This window comes from Burkholderia sp. BCC1644 (assembly GCF_902833225.1).
GTDB lineage: Bacteria > Pseudomonadota > Gammaproteobacteria > Burkholderiales > Burkholderiaceae > Burkholderia.
On sequence record NZ_CADFEI010000002.1, the window covers coordinates 56,075 to 81,862 of the forward strand.

Consider the following 25,788-nt stretch of genomic DNA (forward strand, 5'->3'; position numbering starts at 1 on the left):
ACCCGACACCATGAACGATCTTTCCCGTCACGCCGAAGCGAACGTGTATCGCCAGCAGGGTTTCGGCACGCCGCTGCCGCCGCACGGCAACATCGGCCTGCTGATCGTCGATTTCGTGGTCGGCTTCGCCGATCCCGCGACGTTCGGCGGCGGCAACATCGCGCCGGCGATCGCGCGCACGACGCGTGCGCTCGCGCTGGCGCGCGAACGCGGCTGGCCCGTCGCGCACAGCCGCATCGTGTATGCGGACGACGGCAGCGACGACAACGTGTTCTCGCTGAAGGTGCCCGGCATGGCGACGCTGACCGAGCACCATCCGAACAGCGCGATCGTGCCCGAACTCACGCCCGCGCATGGCGAACTCGTCGTGCGCAAGACCGTGCCGTCGGCGTTCTTCGGCACGCAGCTGGCGCCGTGGCTCGCGCAGCGCGCGGTGCAGACGCTGCTCGTCGCCGGTGCCGTGACGAGCGGCTGCGTGCGCGCGAGCGTCGTCGACGCGATGTCGCACGGGTTCCGCCCGCTCGTGCTCGCCGATTGCGTCGGCGATCGCGCGATCGCGCCGCACGACGCGAACCTGTTCGACATGCAGCAGAAATATGCGGCCGTGATGCCGCTCGACGATGCGATCGCGGCGATCGATGCCGTGCAGGCCCGCGCGCGCTGAGTCGCGACGGCTCGCGGGCGGCGCATGCGTCGCCCGCGATTGACGCTGCGCTTTTGGCGGCCTAGATTGGCTGCACGCGCGCCGCCGCCCGAACGCGCCCCGACGCCGCCAACCGCCGGCCGCGCCGCTCCCGACAGGACCTCTCCCCCGTGAACCGCTCCGAACTGCTCGCGCGCAACGGCTGCCTGACCGTCATCCGGCCGCCCGCGCCGCCCGTCAAACCGGCGCCCGGCCAGCCGGGCAGCCTGTCGTCCTATGTGCCGGCGCTGCCGGAAGTCTTCGTCGCGATTCTCGACGACGGCCGCATCCTCGCGTTCAACGGTCACGTCGATCTCGGCACCGGCATCCGCACGTCGCTCGCGCAGATCGTCGCCGAGGAGCTCGACGTGCCGGCCACGCGCGTGACGATGGTGCTCGGCGACACGGCCGCGACACCGAACCAGGGCCCGACCATCGCGAGCGCGACGATCCAGATTTCCGCGACGCCGCTGCGCTGCGCGGCCGCGCAGGCGCGTCACGCGCTGCTGGCGCTCGCGGCCGAACACTTCGGTGTCGACGCGGCGCAACTGCAAATCAACGATGCGACGATCTCGGCGAACGGGCAAACGGCAACGTTCGCCGCGCTCGTCGCCGCGCACCGGATCGCGCTGACGCTCGACCTGAACACCCGCACGAAGGACCCCGCGCACTACCGGATCGTCGGCCGGTCATCGCCGCGCGTCGACCTGCCCGCGAAGGCGACCGGCCAGCTCACGTTCGTGCACGACATGCGCGTGCCGGGCATGCTGCACGGCCGCGTCGTGCGGCCGCCGTATGCGGGCCACGACAGCGGCGCATTCGTCGGCACGTCGCTCGTCGACGTCGATCGCGCGTCGGTGGCCGATGTGCCGGGGCTCGTGGCCGTCGTCGCGCTCGGCGATTTCGTCGGCGTCGTCGCCGAGCGCGAGGAACACGCGATCCGCGCGGCGCGCCAGCTGCGCGTGACGTGGCGCCCGCATCCCGCGCTGCCGCCGCTCGACGAACCGGCCGCCGCGATCGCCGCCGCGCCGGCCAGGCGCCGCGTACTGCTCGACGAAGGCGACGTCGACGCCACACGCAAGCAGCCCGACACCATCACGCTGTCGCGCACCTACGCGTGGCCGTTCCAGATGCACGGCTCGATCGGCCCGTCCTGCGCGCTCGCCGACTACCGCGCGCCGGGCGACGGGCGAATCACCGTGTGGTCCGGCACGCAGAACCCCGTGTCGCTGCGCTGCGACCTCGCGACGCTCGTCGCGCGCGACGAAGCCGATGTCGACGTCGTGCGGATGGAAGCGGCCGGCTGCTACGGCCGCAACGGCGCGGACGACGTGTGCGGCGACGCGCTGCTGCTGTCGCGCGCGGTCGGCCGCCCGGTGCGCGTGCAGTTGTCGCGCGCGGACGAGCATCTGTGGGAACCGAAAGGCACGGGCCAGCTGATGCAGGTAACCGGCACCGTCACGCGCGACGGCCGCCTGCTCGGCTATGACTTCACGACGCGTTATCCGTCGAACGATGCGCCGCTGCTCGCGGCGCTGCTGACCGGCGCGATCGCGCCCGAGCCGCGCGTGTTCGAGATGGGCGACCGCACAGCCGTGTCGCCTTATGTGAGCCCGCATCGCCGCTTCGTCTGCGAGGATCTTGCTCCGCTCGTGCGCGCGTCCTGGCTGCGCGGCGTGTCGGCGTTGCCGAATTCGTTCGCGCACGACGCGTTCGCCGACGAATGCGCGGCGCTGACGGGCGTCGATCCGCTCGCGTTCCGGCTGCGCCATCTGCAGGACACGCGCGCGGCGGAACTGCTGCAGGCCGTGGCCGACCGCGCGGGCTGGACGCCGCGCGCACAACGTCCGCCTCGCGAACACGACGGATCGCGGCTCGTGCGCGGCCGCGGCATTGCCTATGCACGCTACGTGCACAGCCGCTTCCCCGGATTCGGCGCGGCGTGGTCGGCGTGGATCGTCGACCTGAGCGTCGACCGCGTATCGGGCGAAATCCGCATCGAACGCGTGACGGTCGGCCAGGACACGGGCACGATGATCAACCCGGATGGCGTGCGCCACCAGATCCACGGCAACGTGATCCAGGTATTGAGCCGTACGCTGAAGGAGCGCGTGCGGTTCGCGGACGGCAAGGTCGCGTCGCGCGAATGGGCCAGCTATCCGATCCTGACGTTCGCGGAGGTCCCGGACGTCGATGTGGTCTTGATGCCGAGGCAAGGCGAACCGCCGCTCGGTGCCGGCGAATCGGCCTCGGTGCCGGGCCCGGCCGCGGTTGCGAACGCGCTGTTCGATGCCACCGGCGTGCGGTTCTACGCGCCGCCGTTTACGCCCGAAACGGTGCGCGCCGCGTTACGCGAGGCCGGCCGGCTGATGCACGCCGACGAGGCCGGCGCATCCGTCACGGCGGGCGCGGCGTAAGCCGGGCCCGCGCCGCCGGCGCGTCACGCGTCGCCGTCTTCTTCCATCATCTTGCGCAGCAGGAACTGCAGCGCGACGCGCTCGCCCGGATTGAGCGCACCATACGTGCGCTCCGTCACCTGCCGCGCGAACGGCACCGTGCGGTCGATCAGCGCAAGGCCGGGCGCGGTTGCGCGCACGATCAGCTTGCGGCCGTCGTTCGGGTCGGGCAGCACCTCGATCAGCGCGCGCGCCTTCAGGCGCTCGACAACACCGCGGATCGTCGCCTGGTCGATCGCGGTCGCCTTGACGATGTCGTTCAGCGAGCACGCCTGCCGCTCCTTGACCGCGCACAGCGTCACGAACTGCGCAGCCGTGAGGTCCGAATCGGGGATCGCTTCCTGAAAGATCGACACGTGCCGCTGATACGCGCGGCGCAGCAGGTGCCCGACCTGGTCGTGAAAGTCGTAGGAATCCTTGGAAGACGCCATGAAAGTGCGGCTCCGCGCCGCGTGTAAATGAAAGACAAGCAGTGTACACCCTCAAATCGGCGCGATCGGCGGGCGAATGGCTGCGTCATTGCGGTGCATCAGGATCCGCGGTATCGCGTGCCAGTCACATCCGACGATCATCCGACGATTGCGGATCGCCTGATGACGGCGCTCGCGCAACGGCCAGCCGCGGGCGTTTGCAACGGCTGCCGCGTGCGCATGCGCGCACTGCGGCGGGCTTTCGTGCATACACTTCTTTTTTGAGCGCATACGCACGAATTTCGTGCACGCATCCGTACCGGACCGATCTTTTCAACGTTCACTCCACATCGTCAAAAACCCCTTCATAAGCGCGGCTTTTGTCGCGCAAACGCTTGCCTGAAGACGGCTGGTTTCATGCCTGTGAGATTCGGTATTTTCTAGTGTGTACGCTATTTAATTGCCGTGATATACAGACTCCAGTGCGCAGCGGAACCTCCGCTCGCGTCGATCGAGCTACCCATTCATCCGTCACACTCGAACAGGGGCAGTCCCATGTCTACCGCACACCCGAGCGCCGCCGTTTCCCCCGACGACGCGTTGCACGGCACTCTCTATCGCAAGGTCACGCTGCGCCTCATCACCCTCTTCTGCCTGTGCTACTTCGCGGCCTATCTCGACCGCATCAACATCGGTCTCGCGAAACTCCAGATGCTCGACGCGCTGAAGTTCAGCGATACCGTGTACGGCCTCGGCGCCGGCCTGTTCTTCGGCGGTTACATCCTGTTCGAAGTCCCGAGCAACCTGGTGCTGCAACGCGTCGGCGCGAAGCTGTGGATCGCGCGGATCATGATCACGTGGGGCCTGCTGTCGGGTGCGACGATGTTCGTGCATACGCCGATGCAGTTCTACGTCGTGCGCTTCCTGCTCGGCGCCGCCGAGGCCGGCTTCCTGCCGGGCGTGCTGCTGTACCTGACGCAGTGGTATCCCGATGCGCGCCGCGCGCGGATCGTCGCGCTGTTCATGGTCGGGCTGCCGCTGTCGAGCATGATCGGCAGCCCGATCTCCGGCTGGATCATGCGCGCGTTCGACGGCGCGCACGGGCTCGGCGGCTGGCAGTGGCTGTTCCTGCTCGAAGCGCTGCCGTCGGTGCTGCTCGGCTTCGCCGTGCTGCGCTGGCTGCCCAACAGCATCGAATCCGCGCAATGGCTGAACGCCGACGAGAAGCGTGCGCTGCGCGCGAATCTCGACGCCGATCCGTCCGGCAACAAGAGCCACGCGCTCGGCAAGGCGTTCACCGATCCGAAGGTGTGGGCGCTCGGCCTGATCGACCTGTGCGTGCTGCTCGGCCTGTATGCGGTGAGTTTCTGGCTGCCGACGATCCTGCGCGACACCGGCGTGAAGGACGCGTATCACATCGGCTGGCTGATGGTGATCCCGAATGCCGCCGCCGTCCTCGCCACGCTGTACTGCGGCGCAAGTTCCGATCGCGCGCGTGAGCGCCGCTGGCATATCGTCGTACCGTTCATGGTGTCGGCCGTCGCGCTGGCAGTCGCGGCTTCGTCGTCGCACGGCACGCTCGGGACGATATTGCTGTTCTCGCTGATCAATGCAGGCGCGGCCGCCGCGATGCCGGTCGTCTGGGCACTGCCTTCGACGTTCCTGAAGGGCTCGGCCGCCGCCGGCGGGATCGCGTTCGCGTGCTCGATCGCCAACCTCGGCGGGTTCGGCAGCACCTACTTCATCGGCTGGCTGCGCGACACGTTCCATTCGCAAAGCGCGGGACTGTATGGCTTTGCCGCGTGCATGGTGGTCGGCTGCGCACTCGCGCTCGCGTATCCGGCCAGGCTCGTGAACCGCTGACCCATCGCGGCGCACGCGCGACGCTGTCTTTTTTACAACCGCGCCTGCCCCGCGACTCGTCCCGCTCCCCCGCTTCGCTTCCCTTCGCACCGCTTCATCCCGCGCACGCCGCCACGCCGGCGTGCGCCCCCGCCGTCACGCATCGTCGTTCGCCGCACAGGCATATCGCTTGCGTTGTCCCCTCACCCGCCTCCCCGGCGGTCGGCATCCTTCCCGCAACCGGCGCTGCGCCCCGCGCGACCCATCGCGCGGCGGTCCCGCATCGTCAGCAGGTTCCCTGAACGAGAGGACAACATGAAATCAATACGAACGCTGGTGGCCCTGTGCTCGGTCGTTTCCGTGCTCGCGGCGTGTGGCGGCGACGGCAACGACGTCGGTACCGAACTCGGCATCTCGAAGCCGCAGGCGCGCTTCATCAACGCGGTACCGGCCGGGCCGAACCTCGACTACTACCTGAATGCGAAGATCGACCAGGCGGGCGTCGCATACAAGGGCGTGACGCGCTATCACGACGTCGACTCGGGCACGCAGAACGCCAGCTACGACGTGTCGGGCACGACGACGACCGTCGCCGCGCAATCGTTCAGCGCGGCGAACGGCCACCACTACACGACGATCGCACTGCCGAGCACGACGTCGCTGATCTCCGTGATCGACGATCCGTACGACAAGGGCCTGCTGTCGGACAAGGCACGCGTGCGCAGTTTCAACGCGTCGCCGAACGCGCAGAACGTCGACGTGTACGTCGTCCCGCCGGGCACCGACATCACGACGCAAAGCCCGACGATGGCGGGCGCGGCCTACCAGAACGCGGTGCCGGCCACGACGCAGGATTCGATCTACCTGAACGGCGGCAGCTACCAGGTGATCGTCACGACGGCCGGCAGCAAGTCGCCGATCCTCAAGACCGCGCCGGTCACCATCAACAACAACGCCGACTGGCTGCTGCTGACGATTCCGTCGGGCGGGGTCGGCGACGTGACGCCGAACGACATTCACGTGCTCGTCGCGCAGGGCAACGACGCCGATACGTCCGCGCAGGAACTCGGTCCGCAGTAGAGAGCGCCAACGGTCGCGGCGGCCGCCGCGACCTCGCCGGGCCCTCGCCGCCGGGCCGTGAATCGCTACAACGGTCCTTGCAAATCTTTCATCCGCACGGTCGCGTGCACGCGCGCCACCCGGCGCGCATGCCTGCCCGGTACGACACGCGCATAAAACGGACGGCACACCCGCACGCAGCCGGCACGCCGCCCGTCCGGTAAAGCGCCCGTCAGCCGCCGCTGGCGCCGCCCGGCGCGGAGGCCGCGCCCGGCATGCTCGCGCCGCTGTCGCCGCTGCTGCCGGCCGCGCTGCTGCTCGACGTGCCCGATGGCGCGGCCGACATGCCGCCCGTCGCGCTCGAATCGGAACTCGCCGCGCCGGCGCTGTCGTCGCTCTTCTTCTGGCAGCCTGCGCCTGCCGCCAGCCCCGCAATCAGGAGGCCGGCGAAGACGGCTCGCAATACATGACGAAAGGAAGATCGCTGCATGACACCTCCGCTGATGTCGATGTGGATAGAGCCCGCTTGCGAGCAATTTGCGTGCCGCGCCCGGTCGCTGCTGGCGGGCGTCTTCCATTCATTTTTCAAATGACGCCCAGCCGAATATTTAATTTCCCATCGCCGCGACCGCCGCCCATACTCGCGAACAAATCCGAGACATAACGTCCACGGCGGCCGGGCCGGCGTTGCGTACACACGCTGCCGGTTGCGCGCCCCGCACATGGAAGGAGACAACGGCGTGCAACTGGAAGCCACCCATCGCGCGAGCATCGTGCTCGGCGCGAACGACGCATCGCATCGAACCGATTCGGCCACGCGCGACCCCGCGCTGAGCCCGCGGCTGCACAATCCCGACCTCGCGCCGACCAAGGCCGAGGGCCGGACCTGGGGCCGCTACAGCATCTTTGCGCTGTGGACCAACGACGTGCACAACATCGCGAACTACTCGTTCGCGATCGGGCTGTTCGCGCTCGGCCTGTCGGGCTGGCAGATGCTCGCATCGCTCGCGATCGGCGCGGTGCTCGTGTACTGCTTCATGAACCTCACCGGCTACATGGGCCAGAAGACCGGCGTGCCGTTCCCGGTGATCAGCCGGATGAGCTTCGGCATCTACGGCGCGCTGCTGCCCGCGATGATCCGCGCGGTGATCGCGATCGCATGGTTCGGCATCCAGACCTATCTCGCCTCCGTCGTGCTGCGCGTGCTGCTCACGGCGATCTGGCCGGGCCTCGCCGCGTTCGACCAGAATGCGATCTTCGGGCTGTCGACGCTCGGCTGGATCACGTTCATCGCGATCTGGCTCGTGCAGATCGGCATCCTCACGTACGGGATGGAGATGGTCCGCAAGTATGAGGGGCTTGCCGGCCCGGTGATCCTCGTCACCACGCTGTCGCTCGCCGCGTGGATGTTCAGCCGCACGGGCGGCCATCTCGCGATGTCGGTCGGCAAGCCGATGACGGGCCTGAAGATGTGGACGGAGATCTTCGCGGGCGGCTCGCTGTGGCTCGCGATCTACGGCACGCTGGTGCTCAACTTCTGCGATTTCGCCCGTTCGTCGCCGAGCGCGAAGACGGTGCGCGTCGGCAACTTCTGGGGCCTGCCGGTCAACATCCTCGTGTTCGCGACGATCAGCTTCGTGCTCGCGGGCGCGCAGTTCAAGCTGAACGGCCACATCATCCACAGCCCGACGGAAATCATCGCGACGGTGCCGAACAAGCTGTTCCTCGTGCTCGGCTGCCTCGCCTTCCTGATCGTGACGGTCGCCGTGAACATCATGGCGAACTTCGTCGCACCGGCCTTCGTGCTGACGAGCCTCGCGCCGCAGCGCCTGTCGTTCCGCCGTGCGGGCCTGATCAGCGCGACGATCGCCGTGCTGATCCTGCCGTGGAACCTGTACAACAGCCCGATCGTGATCGTCTACTTCCTGTCCGGTCTCGGCGCGCTGCTCGGCCCGCTGTACGGGATCATCACGGTCGACTACTGGCTCGTGCGCAAGCAGCGCGTGAACGTGCCCGACCTCTATACCGAAGCGCCGACCGGCGCCTACTTCTACACGCGCGGCGTGAACCGCAAGGCGCTCGCGGCGCTCGTGCCGTCCGCGCTGATCTCGATCACGCTCGCCGTCGTGCCGGCCTTCAGCGCGATGACGCCGTTCTCCTGGCTGCTCGGCGCGGCCATCGCGGGCAGCGTGTACTGGTTGCTGGCCGATCGCAAACGGCACTACGAAGAACGCTCGGGCGAACACATCGCGGTCGCCTGCGCGCAACACTGAACACACGCATACGGAGTCATCGATGAGGATCCTGGTAGTCAACGTCAACACGACCGAGTCGATCACCGACGCGATCGCCGCGCAGGCGCAGGCCGCCGCGTCGCCCGGCACGGAGATCGTCGGGCTGACGCCGCGCTTCGGTGCGGAGTCGGTCGAAGGCAACTTCGAGAGCTATCTCGCGGCGATCGCCGTGATGGATCGCGTGCTGAGCTACGACGAACCGTACGACGCGGTGATCCAGGCCGGCTACGGCGAACACGGCCGCGAAGGGCTGCAGGAACTGCTGACGGTGCCCGTCGTCGACATCACCGAAGCAGCCGCGAGCATCGCGATGCTGCTCGGCCATCGCTACTCGGTCGTCACGACGCTCGACCGCACGGTGCCGCTGATCGAGGATCGCCTGAAGCTCGCCGGGCTCGATGCGCGCTGCGCGTCGGTGCGTGCCAGCGGCCTCGCGGTGCTCGAGCTCGAAGAGAACCCGGCCCGCGCGATCGAATCGATCGTCGGCCAGGCGCAGCGCGCGGTGAAGGACGATCACGCGGAAGTGATCTGTCTCGGCTGCGGCGGGATGGCCGGCCTCGACCGGCAGATCGAGGAATGCACGGGCGTCCCGGTCGTCGACGGCGTGTCGGCCGCAGTCGCGCTCGCCGAGTCGCTGGTGCGGCTGAAGCTGAAGACGTCGAAGGTCCGCACGTACGCCCCGCCGCGCCCGAAGCGGATCGTCGGCTGGCCGGGAACCTTCGCAAAATGATGACGGGCCGCCGGCCGGCAGTCGCGTTGCGCACGGCCACGGTGCCGCCGGGAGGCGTATCGGCATGCGGGACCCGCTAGACCCGACCGACCTGCCGCGCGACGCGGCCGACGCCACGGGCGCGCTCGACGTGCTCGATGCGCGGCTGATGCGCATCCTGCTCGTGCTGCTGACCGAGCGCACCGTGTCGCGTGCGGCCGTGCGCCTGAACATGTCGCAGCCGGCGACGAGCGCCGCGCTCAAGCGGCTGCGCACGCTGCTCGGCGATCCGCTGCTGGTGCGCAGCCGCTACGGGATGGTGCCGACCGAGTTCGGCGCGCGGCTGATCGAACCGCTGCGCAACGCGCTGCGCGTGATCGACTTCATCCGCATGCAGCAGCCGACGTTCGACGCGCGCACGTCGGTACGCACTTACCGGATCGGCTGCCCCGACTACCTGAACGTGCTGTTCGTGCCGAAGCTCGTCGCGCTGTTCCGCGAACGCGCGCCGAACGCCCAGCTCGTCTTCCATCCGCTCGGCGACGGTTTCGACGACGAGCGCGCGCTGGCCGACGGCGAGCTCGACGTCGTGATCGACAACCGCCCCGCACGCCAGTCGCGCTTCCGGCAGGACGACCTGTTCGACGACCGCGTCGTGTGCCTGATGCGCGCGACGCATCCGCTCGCGCGACGCGGCGCGATGACGGCCGCCGATTTCGCGGCGGTGCCGCAGCTGTGCCCGACGCCGTCGTGGCTCGAAGCGTCCGGCGCGATCGACCGGCAGCTCGAACGCGTGGGCCTGCAGCGGCAGATCGTCGTCACGCTGCCGCACTTCGAACTCGCCGCGCATGCGCTCGTGCGCACCGACATGATCCTCACGACCACGTACCGGCTCGCGCGGCACTATGCGAAGCTGCTGCCGCTCGCCGCGATCGCGCTGCCGACCGAACCGCCGGATATCGTGTACCGGATGACGTGGAACGAATCGGGAGCGTGTGTCGATGGCGTGCGCTGGCTGCGCGGCTTGATCGCGGAAGCGACACGTGCGTGGCTCGATGCCGAGGCGATGCTGCCGGCGGTTGCTGCGGTTGCCGCGGTCGCTGTCGGCACGGATGCGGACGCGCTGACGACCGCGCCGGCCGTCTCGGATACGCCTGAACCCACCCGCCGCACGCGCCGCAAGCAGGCGACGCATTGCCGCGCATCGCACCCTGCTCGTGTCGCGCATGCGGCTCGCATTCACCGTATCGCGACAAAGCCGCATTGACCGGTTCCAAGCCGGGCCGGCACGATGTGCGCGACTGCCGCAGATCGGACCGATCCTGCCTACCTGCCCTGCACCGCACCGTGGGAATGACGTCTCGAACCGTTGCCGACGCGCATCGCCGATGCCCGTAGCTGCGTTATCGAGGAAAACCGCATGAAGAAGGCACTCATCGCGCCGGCCGTTCCGGTCGCGCTGCTCGCGAGCAGCGGCGCATTCGCCTGCAATCAGGACTGCGCAACGCGCGGTTCACGACGCACCGATCGATCGCGACGCGCTGAAGGGATGAAAGTAAAGCACCGACGCGGCTTGCCGCATCAGACATGCCGCGCGAGCGCGAGCAGCACCGACAACGACACGATCGAGCCGAGCGTCGACAGCAGGATCGTGCGCGACGTCACCTGCGCTTCGCGTCCGTAGAATTCCGCCAGCATGTACGGCCCGGTGCCGGTCGGCAACGCGGCGAGCACGACCGCGATCTGCGCGAGCACAGGCGGCATCGCGAACACGCGCACGCCGAGCCACCACGCGAGCGCCGGCTGCACGAACAGCTTGACCGCCGTCAGCGCGACGCTGCCGCGCGGTGCCGGACCGTTCGTGTCGCGCTTCTCGGCGAGAAACAGCCCGAGGCTGACGAGCGCACACGGGCTCGCGGCCGCGCCGAGCAGCTTCAGGAACGTTTCGACCGGCGCGGCGAGCGTCACCTGCGCAGCCGACACGCAGACCCCGGCCAGCGGCGCGACGATCAGCGGGTTGCGCAGCAGTGCGCCGGCCACCTTCCACATCAGCTTCAGCGGCGCGCGGTCGCGCTGCAGCCCGATCTCGATCAGCACGATCGCACCGGCGAACAGCACGCATGCGACGAGGATGGTCGCGATCGTGGTCGGCGTGAGGCTGTCGGTGCCGAACGCGAGCAGGCATAGCGGAAAGCCGAGATAGCCGGTGTTCGGATACGACGCGGCGATCGCGTCGATACTCGCATCGGCGAGCCCGCGCCCGGAGAACAGGCGCCACGCAAGCACGCCGGCGAACACGAGCGCGCAGGTCAGCGCGAACGTCGCCACGAAGGCAGGCTGGTATAGCTGGTGCCACGATGCATGCGCCATGATCTGGAACAGCAGCGCGGGCAGCGCGAGCCACACGACGAAGCGGTTGAGTTCCGACGCGGCCGCCGGCCCGAGTACGCCGCGCCGGCGGCACAGGAACCCTGCCGCGATCAGCCCGAACACGGGCAACAGAATCTCGATCGTCGATGACATCTTGAATACGCTGCATGAAACCGGAACGCGCAAGCTTAATGGTTCCGTGTGCGCGCGTCCAACACGCGGCACATGTGCCCCCATTCGTCACACGCCGTCCCGCATCGGTTGCGTAAGCAACTTGTATGCAACGACGGCCGCGCCGAGCGCCAGCACGCCGCTCACCGTCAGTGCGTCGGCGAACCCGCTCGCGAATGCGACGGGCGCCGCCCGTGCGAGTACGCCGGCGGCCGACGGCGGCACGCGGCCGAGCGCCTGCGCCAGATCGCCGGCCAGCAGGCTCGACATGAACGGCGCATCGGCGAACGCGCGCAGGCCGGGCGCGGCGGACAACAGCGCGTCGAGCCGCGCGTGCGTGCTCGCCGCCAGCACCGCGCCGAGCACGCCGACGGCCGTCACGATCGCCGAGAAGCGCGTCGTCGTGCTGATGCCCGACGCCATGCCCGTGCGGTCCGGCGGGACGCACGCCATGATCGCCTTCTGCGTGTCGCCGTTCATGATGCCGGCGCCGCAACCCGTCACGAACATGCCGATCGCAACGAGCCGGTAATCGCCGCTGGCCGTCAGCGCCGCGGTGACGAGATTGCCCGCGCCGATCAACACGAGCCCGCCCGCCAGCACGCCGCCCGACGACACGCGCGCCGCGAGCGCCGCGCCGAGCGACGGGCCGGCGACCATCGCGAACGCGAACGGCAGCATCCCGAGCCCCGCGTCGACCGCCGACATCCCGAACGCGTTCTGCAGGTACAGCGGCAGGAACGTCATCATCACCTGCGCGCACGCCGCATAGCCGAACATCGCGAGCACCGCGCCGACGAAGCGCGGCCTGCGGAACAGCGCGAGATCGATCATCGGCCGCGCCTGCCAGCGCTCCGCGCCGATGAACGCGGCCAGCAGCGCAACGGCAAGCGCGAGCCGGCCAAGCGTCGCGACCGACAGCCAGCCATGCGCCGGCGCGCCGATCAGCGCCGCGATCGCACACGCGAGCGCCGCGCCGAACAGCAGGCTGCCGGCCGCATCCACGCGTTTCGCATGCGGATCCCTCGACTCGTCGATCGCGACGCGCGCGCCGGCCGCCAGCAGCACGCACACCGGCAGGTTCAGCAGGAACACCCAGCGCCACCCGATCCATTGCGTGATCGCGCCGCCGACGAGTGGCGCGATCGCCGTCGCGACGCCCATGCACATGCCCCAGATCGCCCATGCGCGCGCCCGGTCGCGCCCTTCCGGAAAACGGTTCGCGATCACCGCGAGCGCAGCCGTCAACAGCAGTGCGGCGCCACCGCCCTTCACAGCGCGCGCGGTGATCAGCCAGCCGGCGGACGGCGCGACGCCGCAGCCGAGCGACGCGAGAAAGAAGAGCGCGAGCCCCGCGAAGAGCATCCGCTTGCGCCCGAAGCGATCGGCGAGCCCGCCGGCCGGCAGCAGGCACGCGGCGAACGCGGTCATGTATGCGCTCACGACCCATTCGATGTCGGCGAAACTCGCATGAAAACTGCGCGCGATGCTCGGCAGCGATACGGCGACGACGTTCGTGTCGAGCACGATCAGCGAACAGGTCGCGGACGCGACCGCAAGCGTCGCGGCGGCCGGCAGGCGCGCCCCCGCACGCGAGGCGGCGGCCGCGGCCGGCCGCGACGCCGGTGAAGACTGGGACATCGGCAACTCCGGAACAGGATGGACAAGCCGTATGCTAGGCTTGCCCGGTATTGCCTGTCATTGATACTCCTGCGCTGTTTCATTAACGAAAATTGCAATCATGGACCGGCTCGAATTCCGTCATGTGCGCGCGTTCCTGAGCGTCGCGCAGCACCTGCATTTCGCCCGCGCGGCCGAAGCGCTCGACATGGCGCCGCCTGCGCTCACGCGGCAGATCCAGGAAGCCGAACGCGTGCTCGGCGTGCGGCTCTTTCACCGGTCGCGCCGCGCGGTCGCGCTGAGCGCGGCTGGCGAGGCCTATCTCGCCGAAGCAAGCGCCGCGTTCGAACACCTGCAGCGCGGCCGCGAACTCGCCGCGCTGGCCGAGCGCGGCGAACTCGGCCGGATCGAGATCGGCTACGTATCGTCCGCCGTCTATTCGGGCACGCTGCAGCGCACGGTCGGCGCGTTCCGTGCCGCGCACCCGCGCATCGAGCTGAACCTGCGCGAAGTGCCGATGGACGACGTCGCGAACCAGCTCGACGCGGGCCGGCTCGACCTCGCGTACGTGCGCCCGCCGCTGCCGCTGCCCGGCGGCCTGCGGGTCGTCACGCTGCAGCGCGACGTGTTCGTCGCGGCCGTGCCGGCCGATTCGCGCTATGCGGAAACGGCAACCCTGCGCGCGGCCGACCTCGCCGACGCGCGCTTCGCGGTGCCGGAACAGGAGCGCGGCACGCTCGAAGTCGCGCGCCGCGGCCGTTTTGCGCCGCTGATCGCCGCGCGGCCGGGCGGCTTGCTCGCGGTGCTCGCCTGCGTGTCCGTGAACGGCTGGGTCGCGGTGATTCCCGATGCGCTCGCCGGTTGCGTGTCGCTGCCGGGCGTCGTCTACCGGCCGCTCGCCGGCAAGCCGATCGTGTCGGAACTGGCGCTCGCGCACCGGCGCTTCGAAAAGGCGCCGGCCGTACGCGCGTTCCTGCGTACGGTCGTGCCGGCCGCGGCCAACACCGCCTGAGAACGGCACCCGCGCGCGTCGACGCCGGCTCGCCCGGCCGTCTTCGCGCGAATATGCATTGCACGATTCGATGTTTGTCGGCCGGAAACCGATTCCGTAACCTGCCCGGCAGCCGCGCCGCACGGGTGCGGGTCACCCGGGACATACCGCCGATGAATCCTTCTTCCACCGCAGCGCGCCGCCGCGTGCTGCAGCGCCTTGCCGCCCTCGCCGCCGCCCCGCTCGCCGGCGCCGCCGCACTGCCCGCCCAAGCGGCCGGATCCGACCTGTCAGGCGTCACGCTCGTGCTCGGCGACCAGGCCGGCGGCCTGCGCGCGCTGGCCGAAGCCGCGCGCGTGCTCGACGGCACACCCTACCGGTTCCGCTGGGCCAATTTCCAGGGCGCCGCGCCGCTGTTCGAGGCCCAGCGCGCGGGCGCGATCGATCTCGCGCCGGCCGGCGACCTGCCCGTGCTGACGGCCGCGCTCGGCGATCCGTCGCTGCGGATCGTCGCGACGCGCGTCGGCTCGCCGGCGTCGCTCGGCATCGTCGTGCAGCCCGATTCGCCGGTCCGTACCGTCGCCGACCTGAAAGGGCAAACCGTCGTCGTGTCGTCCGCGCGCGGCAGCATCTCGCAATACCAGCTGTACGGCGCGCTGCGCGAGCACGGCCTTGCGCCGCGCGACGTCGACGTGCGCTTCGTGCTGCCCGTCGACGCGTTCGCCGCGTTCGAAGCGAAACGGATCGCCATCTGGGCGACGTTCGACCCGTACTACGGGCATGCGGTGCGACGCGGCGCGCGCATCGTCCGGGACGGCAGCGGGATCAATTCCGGGCTCGCGTTCCTCACGTCGCCGATCGAGACGCTGAACGACGGCGCGAAACGCGCGGCGCTCGCGGACGTCCTTGCGCGGCTCGCCCGCGCGGGACAATGGGCGCTGGCGCACCCGGCCGACTACGCGAACGTCTATGCGTCGCTCACGCGCCTGCCGCCCGACGCGGCGACCGACATCGCGCACCGGGCCGCGCTCGCGCAGCGCAGCCTCAGCGGCGCCGACATCGACGTGCTGCAGCGCGTGGCCGACCGCGCGGCGGCGGACGCGATCCTGCCGCGCCGCGTCGACGTCGCGTCGATCGCGATCCGGAACGTGTCTGCCTGAGCGATGACGCGCGTGGCTGCGTTCAGCGTGGCCGCGACATGTCGAGATCCGGCACGTCGTCACCGAACGTCGATGCCACGAGCGTGCGCATCGCGGCAATCAGCAGCGTCGGCCCCGACTGGTTGAACGTGCAACGCTCACCCGCAGCCGGCACGGCCCGGTGCAGCACCGCGCGCCATTCGCAGCGCCCGCCGTCGCGCTCGAACGCGGCGAACGGCAGCCGCTCGACGATCGGGCCGCCGTCCGTCCACGATGTCGACGGCGCGAACGGAACCGGCACACCGCCCGCCGCACGAATCGACGTACACCCGGACGCATCGGCACGCGGGGCGTCGTGGCCCTCCGCGACCGCGACCCAGTAATCCAGCGGCGCACCTGTCAGATCCTGGACTTGCATGACCCTCTCCGTCACCGTCGTCGTTGAATCGATATGCTAACTGTTGCGCGCGCGGCCGTTGCAGTTCGCGATGGCGCCGCAGCGGCCGGGTAGATCACGGGAATTTCTCCCGCGAGCACCCCCGCGCACGCTGTCACCGCCGCGCCATTCGCGTGTTCAGCGATCTGCCCGCTTGCCGGTCGCGACGCACGTTCCTCCAACGCCCCCCCGAGCCGATAGCCGCGCACCGGGTCGCGCTCGCACAGCGCGACATCGCCGGCACCGCCGCATCCGCATCAATTCATGCTACGAATCCCCGATTCCTGCCTACAATGATCAGAACGCCCGTCGTCCGGCCTGCAGCGGACGACAACCTGATCCATACGGTGCAGCACCGGCCGGATCTCTCGGGGGACGTATGTCCGCGCACGCCAGAAAGCCACTGGTATCGCTCGTCGTGCCGTTCCACGACGAGGACGAAGCAATCGACGCATTCTTTGCAGCAACGCTGCCCATCCTCGAATCGGTCGATACGGTGCGCTTCGAGATCGTCTGCATCAACGACGGCAGCCGCGACGACACGCTGGGCAGGCTGATCGACATCGCGGCCGGCGACCCGCGCATACGCATCGTCGATCTCACCCGGCGCTTCGGCAAGGAAGCCGCACTCACCGCCGGCATCGACGAGGCCGCCGGCACCGCCGTGATCCTGATCGACGCCGACCTGCAGGACCCGCCCGCGCTGATCCCCGCAATGATCGAACGCTGGCTCGCCGGCGCCGAGGTCGTCGCCGCGAAGCGCACCGACCGCAGGTGCGATCCGCTGATGCAGCGCATGGCCGCCGCGCTCTACTACCGCGTGCACAACCGCCTCTCCGAAGTCGCAATGCCCGAGAACGTCGGCGATTTCCGGCTGATGGACCGCCAGGTCGTCGACGCGCTGCGTGCGCTGCCCGAGCGGCGGCGCTTCATGAAGGGCCTGTTCGCGTGGGTCGGTTTTCGCACCGAGATCATCGAATACACGCGGGCTGCGCGCAGCGGCGGCCGCTCGAAATTCTCCGGATGGCGGCGCTGGAACTTCGCACTCGAAGGCATCACGAGCTTCAGCACCGTGCCCTTGCGCGTATGGACCTACATCGGCCTCGCGTTCGCCGCCCTCTCGTTCATCTACGGCGCCTTCATCGTCTTGCGCACGCTGCTGTTCGGCAACCCCGTGCACGGCTACGCGTCGCTCATCTCCGTGATGCTGTTCGTCGGCGGCATCCAGCTGATCGGCATCGGCGTGATCGGCGAATACCTCGGCCGCATCTATCACGAGTCGAAGCAGCGCCCGGTCTATCTCGTGCGGCGCCGGTACCGCGCCCAGCGGGACGAAGCCGCGCATCCGGTGTCGACGCTGCTGCAGTTCCCGCTCAAGCGCACGCACGCGGCCCGCCGCCGGACGCCACTACCCGCGGCGGCCGCCGGCCACGGTGCGCGAAAAGCCTCCGTCAAGTAACCGGGCACCCGCCGCATGGATATCCCCCGGCAATCGGTGCGATCGGCAGCCCCGCCCGTCCGCGCATGGCTGACACCCCGGCGCGTCGTTGCATACAGCGCGGTCGCGCTTGCGTGCTACGTGCTGTTCCTCGCGATCTGGGTATCCGTCGTACGTCATGCGCCCGCCACCGCCCCGTCGCGCCCGGGCGCCGACTACGCGGTGTTCTGGTCGGCGTCGTACGTGATGCTGCACGGCTCGCCGTGGCAAGCGTACGATGTGCCGACCTTCTCGCGGCTGGCGACGGACCTGTTCCCGCAGTTCCGCCACACCGACTTCATCGCGTGGCTGTACCCGCCCACCAACCTGCTGCTCGTGACGCCCCTCGCGCTGCTGCCCTTTGCGATCGGCTATCCGTTGTTCGTCGTGTTCGGTGCCGTCGTGTTCGGATGCGCCGCGTCGCGCGTATCGGGCCTCGGCGCGATCCCCGGCGCAGCGCGCGCCGGCGGATTCGCGCTGGTCGCCGCCCCGTGCGTGTTCGTCACCGGAATGTTCGGGCAAAACGCGTTCCTCACAGCGTCGTGCGCGGCGCTGGCCGTCTGCTGGGCGGACCGGCGGCCGATGTGGGCCGGCCTCTGCATCGGCCTGTTGTCGGCCAAGCCCCAGATGGCGCTGCTGTTCCCGTTCGTGCTGGTCGCCACGCGCGCATGGCGCACGATCGCGTGGGCCGCGCTCGCCACCACTGCGTTCGCCGCGTTGAGCGTCCTGATCTGCGGCGTCGAGTCTCTGCATCGGTTCGTCGCCGGCACGGCGCTCGCGCGCGCGCTCCTCCTCGAGCAAGGCGTCGTGTTCTGGCTTGCGTCGCCGGCGCCGTTCGCCGCCTTCCGCCTCGCGGGCCTGCCGCCCGGCATCGCGTATGCCGCGCAAGCGTGCATCGCGGCGCTGGCGATCGCAGCCGCCTGCATCGCATGGACGCGCTCGCGCGACATCCGCCTGCGCGCGGCCGTGCTGGCAGTCGCGACGCTCGCGGCAAACCCGTACGTGTGGCACTACGAGCTCGCCTGGCTCGGCATCGCGATCGCGTGCATGCTGGCGACCGGCTGGCAGGACGGCTGGCAGGACGGCTGGCTGCGCGGCGAGCAGGCCGCCATCGCGCTCATGTGGCTGCTGCCGATCGTCGAATACCTGAACCCGTGGCTGCAATGGCCGCAGATCGGCCCGGCCGTGACGCTGTTCGCACTCCTCGTGCTGCTGCGGCGCGCCGGCCCGCGCGCTCACAACGCGAGCCGCGGCGGCACGTAGATGCCGTAGTAGGGCCCAACGCCGGTCCCGACGCCCGTCATCTTCACGCCGGCGACAAAGTGGCCCTGGATGTACTTGTACGTGCCGCCGAGGGACACGTCGATATGGAACGGCGCGAACGCGACGATCGGCACGGTGGTGCTGGTCGCGGTCTGCGTGACGACCGGCAGCACTACCGTCGTGCCGGCCGGCACCGACGTATAGAGCGTTGCCTTCACGCCGGTCGCGAGATTGATGCTGTCGCCGATGTTGAGCGCCGTCGGGTTGCCGGTCACCATCAGGTTGCCCATCGTCGTCGTGTCGGTCGCAGTCGACTGGAACGACGTCCACTGCCCGCCCATGCAGAGCAGGCCGTAGACCTGGCCGTTCGTGATCGAGAACTCGAACGGCTGGCCGGTCAGCGGATTGATCAGCGGCTGGTTGGTCGCAGCGTTCCAGTACAGGTTGTACACGCACTGGTCGATCGCGACCGGAAACAGCGCGCCGGGCGCCACCCCGCCCGGCGCCGCCAGCACCGCCACCGCGGTCGCACTGCCGGATGCGCCGGGAATCCCCAGCAGCCCGCCGAGCAGCAGCGGAATCGAGCCGCCGTTCACGCCGGGGGCGCGCGACACGGTGACCTGCACCGCCGGCACGTCGTACGTGCCGGGCGTGATGGTCGTCGGCTGCATGGACGCGGGGCTGCGCGTGACGTTCCAGTATCCGGTGGTCACCGTACCGGTCGACAGCGTCGCGCCGGCGGCCGAGTTCTGCGCGACCACGCCGTTCGCCGCCGGCGCGGCCTGCGACCAGTTCACCGCGCCGCCGCTCGACGACATCATCGCATCGGCCCCCGCGATCGCGGCCGCGTCGGCCGCGTTCTGCAACTGGTTGTTCACCGTGACCACCCACGCGATGTCGATCGCCAGCGCGCCGAACGACAGCAGCGGAATCAGGAACAGCAGGAAGAACAGCGCGACCGAACCGCGCTGCGGCGCGGGGCCGGCGGAGTGCGGGGCGGCCATGTCATTCATAGAGCATCACCGACGTCGCCGAGACCGTCACCGGGCCCGTGAGCGCGCTGAACGCGGACCCCAGCACCAGCCCCGAATACGTGTAGGTCACGGTCACCGTCAGCGCGGTGCCCGACGTCGTGCCGTTCGCCTGCGTCACGGTCACCGCCGGGGTCGTCGCGGTGCCGCCGGTGATCAGGCTGTTCTGCATGGCGTTCTGCGCGATGCCGGCGATCTGCGTCGTGGTCAGCATCGGCACGCGCAGCACGATGCCGGCCCGCGCCGCCTCGCGGCTCGCATTCGTGATGACGGCCTTGTCGCACAGGATCAGGCTCGTGTCGATGATGCCGATCAGCACCATCAGCAGGAACGGCAGCATCAGCACGAATTCGAGGGACACGACGCCGCGCGCGTGGCGGGCGCCCGTCGCCCCGCGTGTCATTTTGCAGCCCCCGCGCCCGTCGGGGCGACGCCCGGCTCCAGCGCCGCGCCGGACAGCGGCGCCGCGCCGCCGGCGCCTCCGCGCGACGCAAGCCGCGCGCGCACTGCCTGGTAGAAGCGCAGGTTGTCGGCCACCGCCGACGCGGGCAAATCCGCGGACAGCAGCTTCTTCGCCGAATCGGTGTTGCCGAGCACGCCGTACGCGAACGCGAGATTCTGGCGCGCCTGCCACGGCGCGGACGGCAGCCCGGCGACGTCGAGCAGCACGTTCACGCCCTCGCGCGGCCGGTTGCTCAGCACGAGCGACAGCCCGAGATCGACGCGCAGCCCCTGCGCGTCCGGGTGCGCACGCAGCGCGTCGCGATACACGACCTGCGCATCGGCATGCCGCCCCTGCAGGTCGAGCACGGTGCCGAGCCCTTCCGCCGCGAGCGGATGATTCGGCTGCGCGGCCAGCAGGTCGCGATAGCGCTGCGCGGCTTCGTCGAGACGCCGCTGCCGCAACGCGACGCGCGCGAGCCCGAGCTGCGGGCCGAGCTCCGCGGGCGCCTGCCGATGCGCTTCGTCGTAGAGGATCCGCGCGCGCTCGAGGTCGCCCGCGCGGTAGTTGACGTCGCCGAGCCCCAGGCGCGCCGCGAGCGAATCGGGATGCTTCGCGAGCACCTTCTCGTACAGCGTCGACGCGAGTTCGACGTTGCCGCCGGCCAGCGCGCTGTCCGCGATGCGCAACTCGGCTTGCGGATCGTCGCTCTTGTGCGACAGCACCGGCCGCGTCTGGATGCCCGGCGCGCCGCAGCCGCCGGCCAGCACCGGCAGCACGGCCGCGAGCGCGAGCGCACGTACGACGGATCGTGTCATCTGAATACCTCGAGCAGGCGAATCGCCGCCGGGCCTGCCGCGATCAGGCACACCGTCGGCAGGATGAACAGCATCATCGGCAGCGTGATCTTCGGCGCAAGCTTCGCGGCCCGCTCCTCGAGCGCGACGATCTGCTCGGTGCGCTCGGTGCGCGACAGGGTTCGCAGCGCCTGCGTGATCGGCGTGCCGAACCGCTGCGACTGCGTGAGCGTCGTCGCGAGCGAGCGCGCCGACGTGAAATCGACGCGCGCCGCGAAATGCGCGAGCGTCGCGGACACGTCGCCGCTCAGCGTGAGCTCGTCCGCGCACACCGTCAGTTCGTCGGCGAGCGGCGGGCAGATGCGCGACAGTTCGTGCGCGACGCGCCGGATGCCCGACGCGAGGCTGTTGCCGGCCATCGTGCAGATCACCAGCAGATCGAGCGCGTCCGGAAAGCACGCGGCGATGATCCGCCGCCGCCGCCGGACGATCGCGCCGAGCACGTATTCAGGCACGATCACGCCGACCACGAACGCGGCGACCATCGCCAGCGCCCGGATCACGAAGTATTCGCCGAAGCGCGGAATCAGCGGGCTGAACGCGATCGCGCCGCACGCGAACAGCACGCCGCAGCTCAGCTTGATCCCGATCATCGACGACACCGCGCGACGCTCGCGAAAGCCCGCGCGCGACAGCTGCAGGCCGAGCTTCACGCGCTGCATCGGGTCGAGTACCGGCAGCCGTTCGCCCAGTTGCGCGAGCCGGCGCGTGAGGTCCACGCGGACGCCGCCCGGCTGCAGCCACCGCGCGACCGGCGCCGGCGGATGCTGCCCGGCAGCCTGCCGCACGCGCGCGGCGATCCGCTGGCGGGTGCCGCCGCCGGGCGTGGCGAGCGCCACCGCGACACAGGCGAGCAACAACAGCAGTTCGAAGCCGCGGGCGGCCAGTATCGACATCGTCATCGCGCGGTATCCAGTTTCGAGATCTTGCGGATCACCAACAGGCCGACCGTCAGCAACCCGGCCGCGATCGTCAGCATCGTGTGCCCCGCGTGCGTCGTGAACAGCAGCATCACGTAGTCGCGGTTCACGAGGAACAGCGCGCCGAGCATCACGAACGGCACCGCCGAAATGATGTTCGTCGTGATGCGCCCTTCGGCGGTCAGCGCGCGGGTCTTCAGGCGGATGTCGCGGCGCGTGCGGATGATGCTCGACAGCTCGTCGAGCGTCTCGCCGAGGCTGCCGCCGGTCTCGCGCTGCAGCAGCAGGTAGACGGTGAAGAACGAGAAGTCCGCGATCATCAGCCGGTCCGCCGACTGCGTCAGCACGTCCTTGAGATCCGCGCCGACGCGCAGGCTGTCGCCCATCGAGCGGAACGTCGCACGCACCGGCTCGGCCGCGCCGTCGCCGACCATGCTGATCGCCTGCGTGACCGGAATGCCCGCGCGCACGGCCCGCACGATCACGTCGATCGCGTCGGGGAACGCTTCGAGAAACCGGATCCGGAAGCGTTCGATCAGCGCGCGGTAGCTGGCGCGCATCGCGACCAGCGGCAAGCCGGCATAGATCAGCGGACGCAGGAAGCCCGGCGGCCCGATCAGCTTCACCGCGACGATCGCCACGATCGCGCCGGCGATCGTGCTCGCGACGACGAGCCTCACCCCGCCCTTGCCGCCGACCGCGCGCACCCGCGTCACGCGGCGTTGCAGCCATGCGCGCAGGCGGCCTTGCCGGCGCTCGAGGTTGAACAGCGCGACGCCGGGCGTGGCGGACGCGTGAGCGTCGCGCCCCGCGAGCGACGGCGACAGCCGGCGCATCCGGGCGCGAATGCGCTGGGCCGGGGTATGGCTCGCGCGATCGAACAGCGACGACAGCACGAGCCCGAGCGCGAGGATCATCACGAACGCGCCCGCGGCGAACAGGTCGGCGGCCCTCATTGCCGGAAGACCTCGGCGAGCGCATCCTCGACGCCGTAATACGCGGCGCGGGCCGCGAATCCCGGCCGCAATGGCGATGCGTCGAACACCCCCTTCACCGAGTCGCGCGTCGTGTCGCCTTCCTGGCGGAACACGAACAGGTCCTGCGTGATGACGACCTCGCCTTCCATCCCGACGATCTCGGTGATCCGCGTGACGCGCCGCACGCCGTCGCGCATCCGCTCGATCTGCACGAACAGGTGCACGGCGCTCGCGATCTGGCGCCGGATCGACAGGAGCTGCAGGTTTGCGTTCGCCATCATGACCATGCTTTCGAGCCGGCTGATCGCATCGCGCGGCGAATTCGCGTGAATCGTCGTCATCGAGCCGTCGTGCCCCGTGTTCATTGCCTGCAGCACGTCGAACGCCTCGGGGCCGCGGATCTCGCCGAGGATGATGCGGTCGGGCCGCATCCGCAATGCGTTGCGCACGAGATCGCGCTGCGAGATCCCGCCGAGCCCCTCGGTATTCTCCGGCCGCGTTTCGAGGCTGACGACGTGCGGCTGCAGCAACTGCAGCTCGGCCGCATCCTCGATCGTCACGATCCGTTCATGCTGCTCGATGTGCTGCGACAGCGCGTTGAGCAGCGTCGTCTTGCCCGAGCCGGTGCCGCCCGAGATCACGATGTTCAGCCGGCACGCGCACGCAACCTTCAGCACCTGCAGCATCGGATGCGAGATGTTGCCCTGCTGCGCCATCCGCGCGAGCGTGATGTCGCGCTTCGCGAACTTGCGGATCGAGATCGACGGGCCGCGCATCGCGATCGGCGGCAGCACGACGTTCACGCGGCTGCCGTCGGCGAGTCGCGCATCGACCATCGGGCTGCTCTCGTCGACGCGCCGCCCCACCGCCGCCGCGATCCGCTGCGCGACGCTCGCCACGTGCGCGTCGTCGCGGAACTTCAGCGACGTCAGCTCGAGCCGGCCCGCGCGTTCGACGTAGACCTGATCGGGCCCGTTGACGAGGATGTCGGTGACCGTGTCGTCTGCAAGCAGCGGCTCGATCGGCCCGACGCCGAACATGTCGTTCAGGATCGCGTCGACGATCAGCACCTGCTCGCCGGCCGTGATCTTCAGGCGCTCGCGCTCGACCGTGTGCGCGGCCACTTGCTCGATGCCCGCGCGCACCTCGTCGCGCGTCTTCATCAGCGCCGCCGACATGTTCATCGACGCGAACACCGCGCCGCGGATCGCGTCGAATTTGCTCGACCGGATCAGCGCCTCGTGGGTATCGGCGGCCACGGGCGCACGGGCCGGCGCGGGCGCCGGTGCCGGCGTGGACACGGGCGCCTGCGCATCCGCCGGATCCCGTGCGGGCTCGCGCGCCACGGCGGGCGTCGCGGCCGGTAAGGGATCCGCCGGCGGCCGGTTGCGGGTACCGAACGTCACGATCGCTTCCTCCACTTGGCGAGCCGCGCATACCAAGGCTCGGCGACGACCGTCGGCTCGCCGGTGATGCCGTTCGCGAGCTGCCGGATCTGGTCCACGAAGCCATGCCGCTTCGCGCCTTCGATCGGCTCGCCGAGGTTCTCGGCGACGGCGAGCGTCTGCGGCTCGTGCGGCAGTTCGTGCAGCGGCGCGCCGCCGAACACCTCCTCGAAATCGACCGGCTCGACGCGGCCCGCGACGGGCGCGAGCGGGTTGTTCAGCACCATCGACAGCAGTCGCTCGCCGGGCAGTTCCCGCACGAAGCGCACGAGCCGAGCGGCCTCGTACGCGGCGTGCACCGAGCGGTCGACCACGACATGGACGAGATCGGACGCCACCAGCGCATCCTCGAACAGCCTGCCGGCGCCGCTCCCGACGTCGAACAGCACGTAGTGGAAACGGTCCTTCAGCATGTCGACCAGCCGGGCGACGGCCTCGTCGCCCAGCGGGGCGTCGGCGCCGTACGCCAGCTCGGCGGACAGGACGTGCAACCGGTCGCCCTTCGTGACGAACATGCGCTCGAACAGCGCGTCGTCGGGACGCTGCCCCATGTTCAGCAATTCGATCAGCCCGTTGTTGCTGGTCAGCCCGAACATCGAGTTCGCGCCGCCGCCATGCAGGTTCAGGTCGACGTAGGCCACGCGGCGGCGCTTCTCGCCCGCCAGGAAGCGCGCGAGGCTCACCGTGATCGTGGTCGCGCCGACGCCGCCGCGAGCGCCGACGAAGCTGACGACCTTGCCGGTGCGCGCCTGGACGACCGATTCCGTCGCCGTCAGCGCACGCCGCATCAACTCGACGGTCAACGGCTTGACGATGTAGTCCTGCACACCGATGCCGAGCAGGTTGCGAAACAGCCCGACGTCGTTCTGCGTACCGATCGCGATGACGCGCACCGACGGATCGCACACGTCGGCGAGCCGCATCAGGTCCGACACCGGCAGCACCGAATCCGACACGTCGATGACGAGCTGGCGCGGCGAACGCTCGTACTGCTGCAGCAGCCGGATCGCATCGTCGCACGTGCCCGGCTGCAGGTGGGTGCGCGTGATCGACAGCTCCTGCGTGACGCGGCGTATCACGTCCTCGCTGCCCGCATCGGCTACGACCGCGACGAGATCGGCCGCTCCGGCGGACGCGGTGCGCCTGGCGTTCTGGCGGTCGAGGAGGTTCATGGGCGGCATCGTGATGGCATCCGGG

General features: G+C 69.7%; 23 protein-coding genes. 12 read left to right on the forward strand and 11 right to left on the reverse strand.

From position 1 onward, the window contains the following. Positions 1-10 precede the first annotated feature (10 nt). Positions 11-664, forward strand: a complete 654-nt coding sequence (locus HWX87_RS03625) for an isochorismatase family protein (protein ID WP_176045836.1) — start codon at positions 11-13, stop codon at positions 662-664. A 149-nt stretch (positions 665-813) separates the two neighbouring features. Continuing rightward, entirely contained in the window at positions 814-3,099 is a 2,286-nt protein-coding gene (locus tag HWX87_RS03630) for a molybdopterin cofactor-binding domain-containing protein (RefSeq protein WP_176045837.1), read from the forward strand. Between the two features lie 23 nt (positions 3,100-3,122). Here the strand turns inward: HWX87_RS03630 and HWX87_RS03635 are convergent, their stop codons facing one another. Further along, a complete protein-coding gene (locus tag HWX87_RS03635; RefSeq protein WP_176045838.1) occupies positions 3,123-3,569 on the reverse strand; it encodes a MarR family winged helix-turn-helix transcriptional regulator in 447 nt (148 codons plus the stop codon). 534 nt (positions 3,570-4,103) lie between these two features. Between HWX87_RS03635 and HWX87_RS03640 the strand changes: the two genes are divergently transcribed. The 6 genes from HWX87_RS03640 to HWX87_RS03665 all read left to right on the forward strand — a co-directional run bounded on the left by HWX87_RS03640 (position 4,104) and on the right by HWX87_RS03665 (position 10,719). After that, entirely contained in the window at positions 4,104-5,411 is a 1,308-nt protein-coding gene (locus tag HWX87_RS03640; protein WP_176045839.1) for an MFS transporter, read from the forward strand. 294 nt (positions 5,412-5,705) lie between these two features. Then, a complete protein-coding gene (locus HWX87_RS03645; RefSeq protein WP_176045840.1) occupies positions 5,706-6,470 on the forward strand; it encodes a DUF4397 domain-containing protein in 765 nt (254 codons plus the stop codon). A gap of 254 nt (positions 6,471-6,724) precedes the next feature. Beyond that, a complete protein-coding gene (locus HWX87_RS03650) occupies positions 6,725-6,919 on the forward strand; it encodes a hypothetical protein (protein WP_176045841.1) in 195 nt (64 codons plus the stop codon). 252 nt (positions 6,920-7,171) lie between these two features. Then, positions 7,172-8,722, forward strand: a complete 1,551-nt coding sequence (locus tag HWX87_RS03655; RefSeq protein WP_176045842.1) for an NCS1 family nucleobase:cation symporter-1 — start codon at positions 7,172-7,174, stop codon at positions 8,720-8,722. Positions 8,723-8,744: 22 nt separating this feature from the next. Next, positions 8,745-9,473, forward strand: a complete 729-nt coding sequence (locus tag HWX87_RS03660; protein WP_042978255.1) for an aspartate/glutamate racemase family protein — start codon at positions 8,745-8,747, stop codon at positions 9,471-9,473. Positions 9,474-9,537: 64 nt separating this feature from the next. After that, positions 9,538-10,719 carry a LysR family transcriptional regulator gene (locus tag HWX87_RS03665; RefSeq protein ID WP_176045843.1) on the forward strand — a complete coding sequence of 394 codons (1,182 nt, stop codon included), beginning with the start codon at positions 9,538-9,540 and terminating at the stop codon, positions 10,717-10,719. A gap of 314 nt (positions 10,720-11,033) precedes the next feature. On the opposite strand, the gene HWX87_RS03670 is transcribed toward HWX87_RS03665, so the two are convergent. After that, entirely contained in the window at positions 11,034-11,975 is a 942-nt protein-coding gene (locus HWX87_RS03670) for an AEC family transporter (RefSeq protein ID WP_176045844.1), read from the reverse strand. A gap of 87 nt (positions 11,976-12,062) precedes the next feature. After that, a complete protein-coding gene (locus HWX87_RS03675) occupies positions 12,063-13,634 on the reverse strand; it encodes an MFS transporter (protein ID WP_176045845.1) in 1,572 nt (523 codons plus the stop codon). A gap of 100 nt (positions 13,635-13,734) precedes the next feature. Here HWX87_RS03675 and HWX87_RS03680 point away from each other — a divergent pair, with 100 nt between their 5' ends. After that, complete coding sequence (locus tag HWX87_RS03680) at positions 13,735-14,625, forward strand: LysR family transcriptional regulator (protein ID WP_176045846.1); 891 nt, start codon at positions 13,735-13,737, stop codon at positions 14,623-14,625. Positions 14,626-14,777: 152 nt separating this feature from the next. After that, on the forward strand, positions 14,778-15,764 hold the full coding sequence (locus HWX87_RS03685) for an ABC transporter substrate-binding protein (RefSeq protein ID WP_176045847.1): 987 nt from the start codon (positions 14,778-14,780) through the stop codon (positions 15,762-15,764). A 22-nt stretch (positions 15,765-15,786) separates the two neighbouring features. Here HWX87_RS03685 and HWX87_RS03690 read toward each other — a convergent pair whose 3' ends face one another. Then, entirely contained in the window at positions 15,787-16,161 is a 375-nt protein-coding gene (locus HWX87_RS03690) for a phage protein NinX family protein (RefSeq protein ID WP_176045848.1), read from the reverse strand. Positions 16,162-16,558: 397 nt separating this feature from the next. Here HWX87_RS03690 and HWX87_RS03695 point away from each other — a divergent pair, with 397 nt between their 5' ends. Together HWX87_RS03695 and HWX87_RS03700 are read left to right on the forward strand one after the other, a co-directional pair. Beyond that, positions 16,559-17,638, forward strand: a complete 1,080-nt coding sequence (locus HWX87_RS03695) for a glycosyltransferase family 2 protein (RefSeq protein ID WP_176046333.1) — start codon at positions 16,559-16,561, stop codon at positions 17,636-17,638. 15 nt (positions 17,639-17,653) lie between these two features. Next, positions 17,654-18,919: a glycosyltransferase family 87 protein gene (locus HWX87_RS03700; protein WP_176045849.1), complete on the forward strand. Its 1,266-nt coding sequence runs from the start codon at positions 17,654-17,656 to the stop codon at positions 18,917-18,919. Here HWX87_RS03700 and HWX87_RS03705 read toward each other — a convergent pair. From HWX87_RS03705 to HWX87_RS03735, 7 genes are read right to left on the reverse strand one after another with little or no spacing between them, the layout of a single operon-like run. Next, complete coding sequence (locus HWX87_RS03705; protein WP_176045850.1) at positions 18,892-19,932, reverse strand: TadG family pilus assembly protein; 1,041 nt, start codon at positions 19,930-19,932, stop codon at positions 18,892-18,894. The two genes, HWX87_RS03700 and HWX87_RS03705, sit on opposite strands and share 28 nt — an antisense overlap. Then, on the reverse strand, positions 19,925-20,353 hold the full coding sequence (locus HWX87_RS03710; protein ID WP_176045851.1) for a TadE/TadG family type IV pilus assembly protein: 429 nt from the start codon (positions 20,351-20,353) through the stop codon (positions 19,925-19,927). Before HWX87_RS03710 ends, HWX87_RS03705 begins: the two co-directional genes overlap by 8 nt. Beyond that, positions 20,350-21,210 carry a tetratricopeptide repeat protein gene (locus tag HWX87_RS03715; RefSeq protein ID WP_176045852.1) on the reverse strand — a complete coding sequence of 287 codons (861 nt, stop codon included), beginning with the start codon at positions 21,208-21,210 and terminating at the stop codon, positions 20,350-20,352. Before HWX87_RS03715 ends, HWX87_RS03710 begins: the two co-directional genes overlap by 4 nt. Beyond that, positions 21,207-22,151 (reverse strand): type II secretion system F family protein, encoded by a 945-nt coding sequence (locus HWX87_RS03720; protein ID WP_176045853.1) that lies wholly within the window; start codon positions 22,149-22,151, stop codon positions 21,207-21,209. Before HWX87_RS03720 ends, HWX87_RS03715 begins: the two co-directional genes overlap by 4 nt. Beyond that, positions 22,148-23,125, reverse strand: coding sequence for a type II secretion system F family protein (locus tag HWX87_RS03725; protein ID WP_176045854.1), 978 nt, complete (start codon positions 23,123-23,125; stop codon positions 22,148-22,150). Before HWX87_RS03725 ends, HWX87_RS03720 begins: the two co-directional genes overlap by 4 nt. Beyond that, positions 23,122-24,552, reverse strand: a complete 1,431-nt coding sequence (locus HWX87_RS03730) for a CpaF family protein (protein WP_176045855.1) — start codon at positions 24,550-24,552, stop codon at positions 23,122-23,124. The genes HWX87_RS03725 and HWX87_RS03730 overlap by 4 nt, the downstream gene beginning before the upstream one ends. After that, complete coding sequence (locus HWX87_RS03735) at positions 24,549-25,772, reverse strand: AAA family ATPase (protein WP_176045856.1); 1,224 nt, start codon at positions 25,770-25,772, stop codon at positions 24,549-24,551. Before HWX87_RS03735 ends, HWX87_RS03730 begins: the two co-directional genes overlap by 4 nt. Between the last annotated feature and the right edge of the window lie 16 nt (positions 25,773-25,788).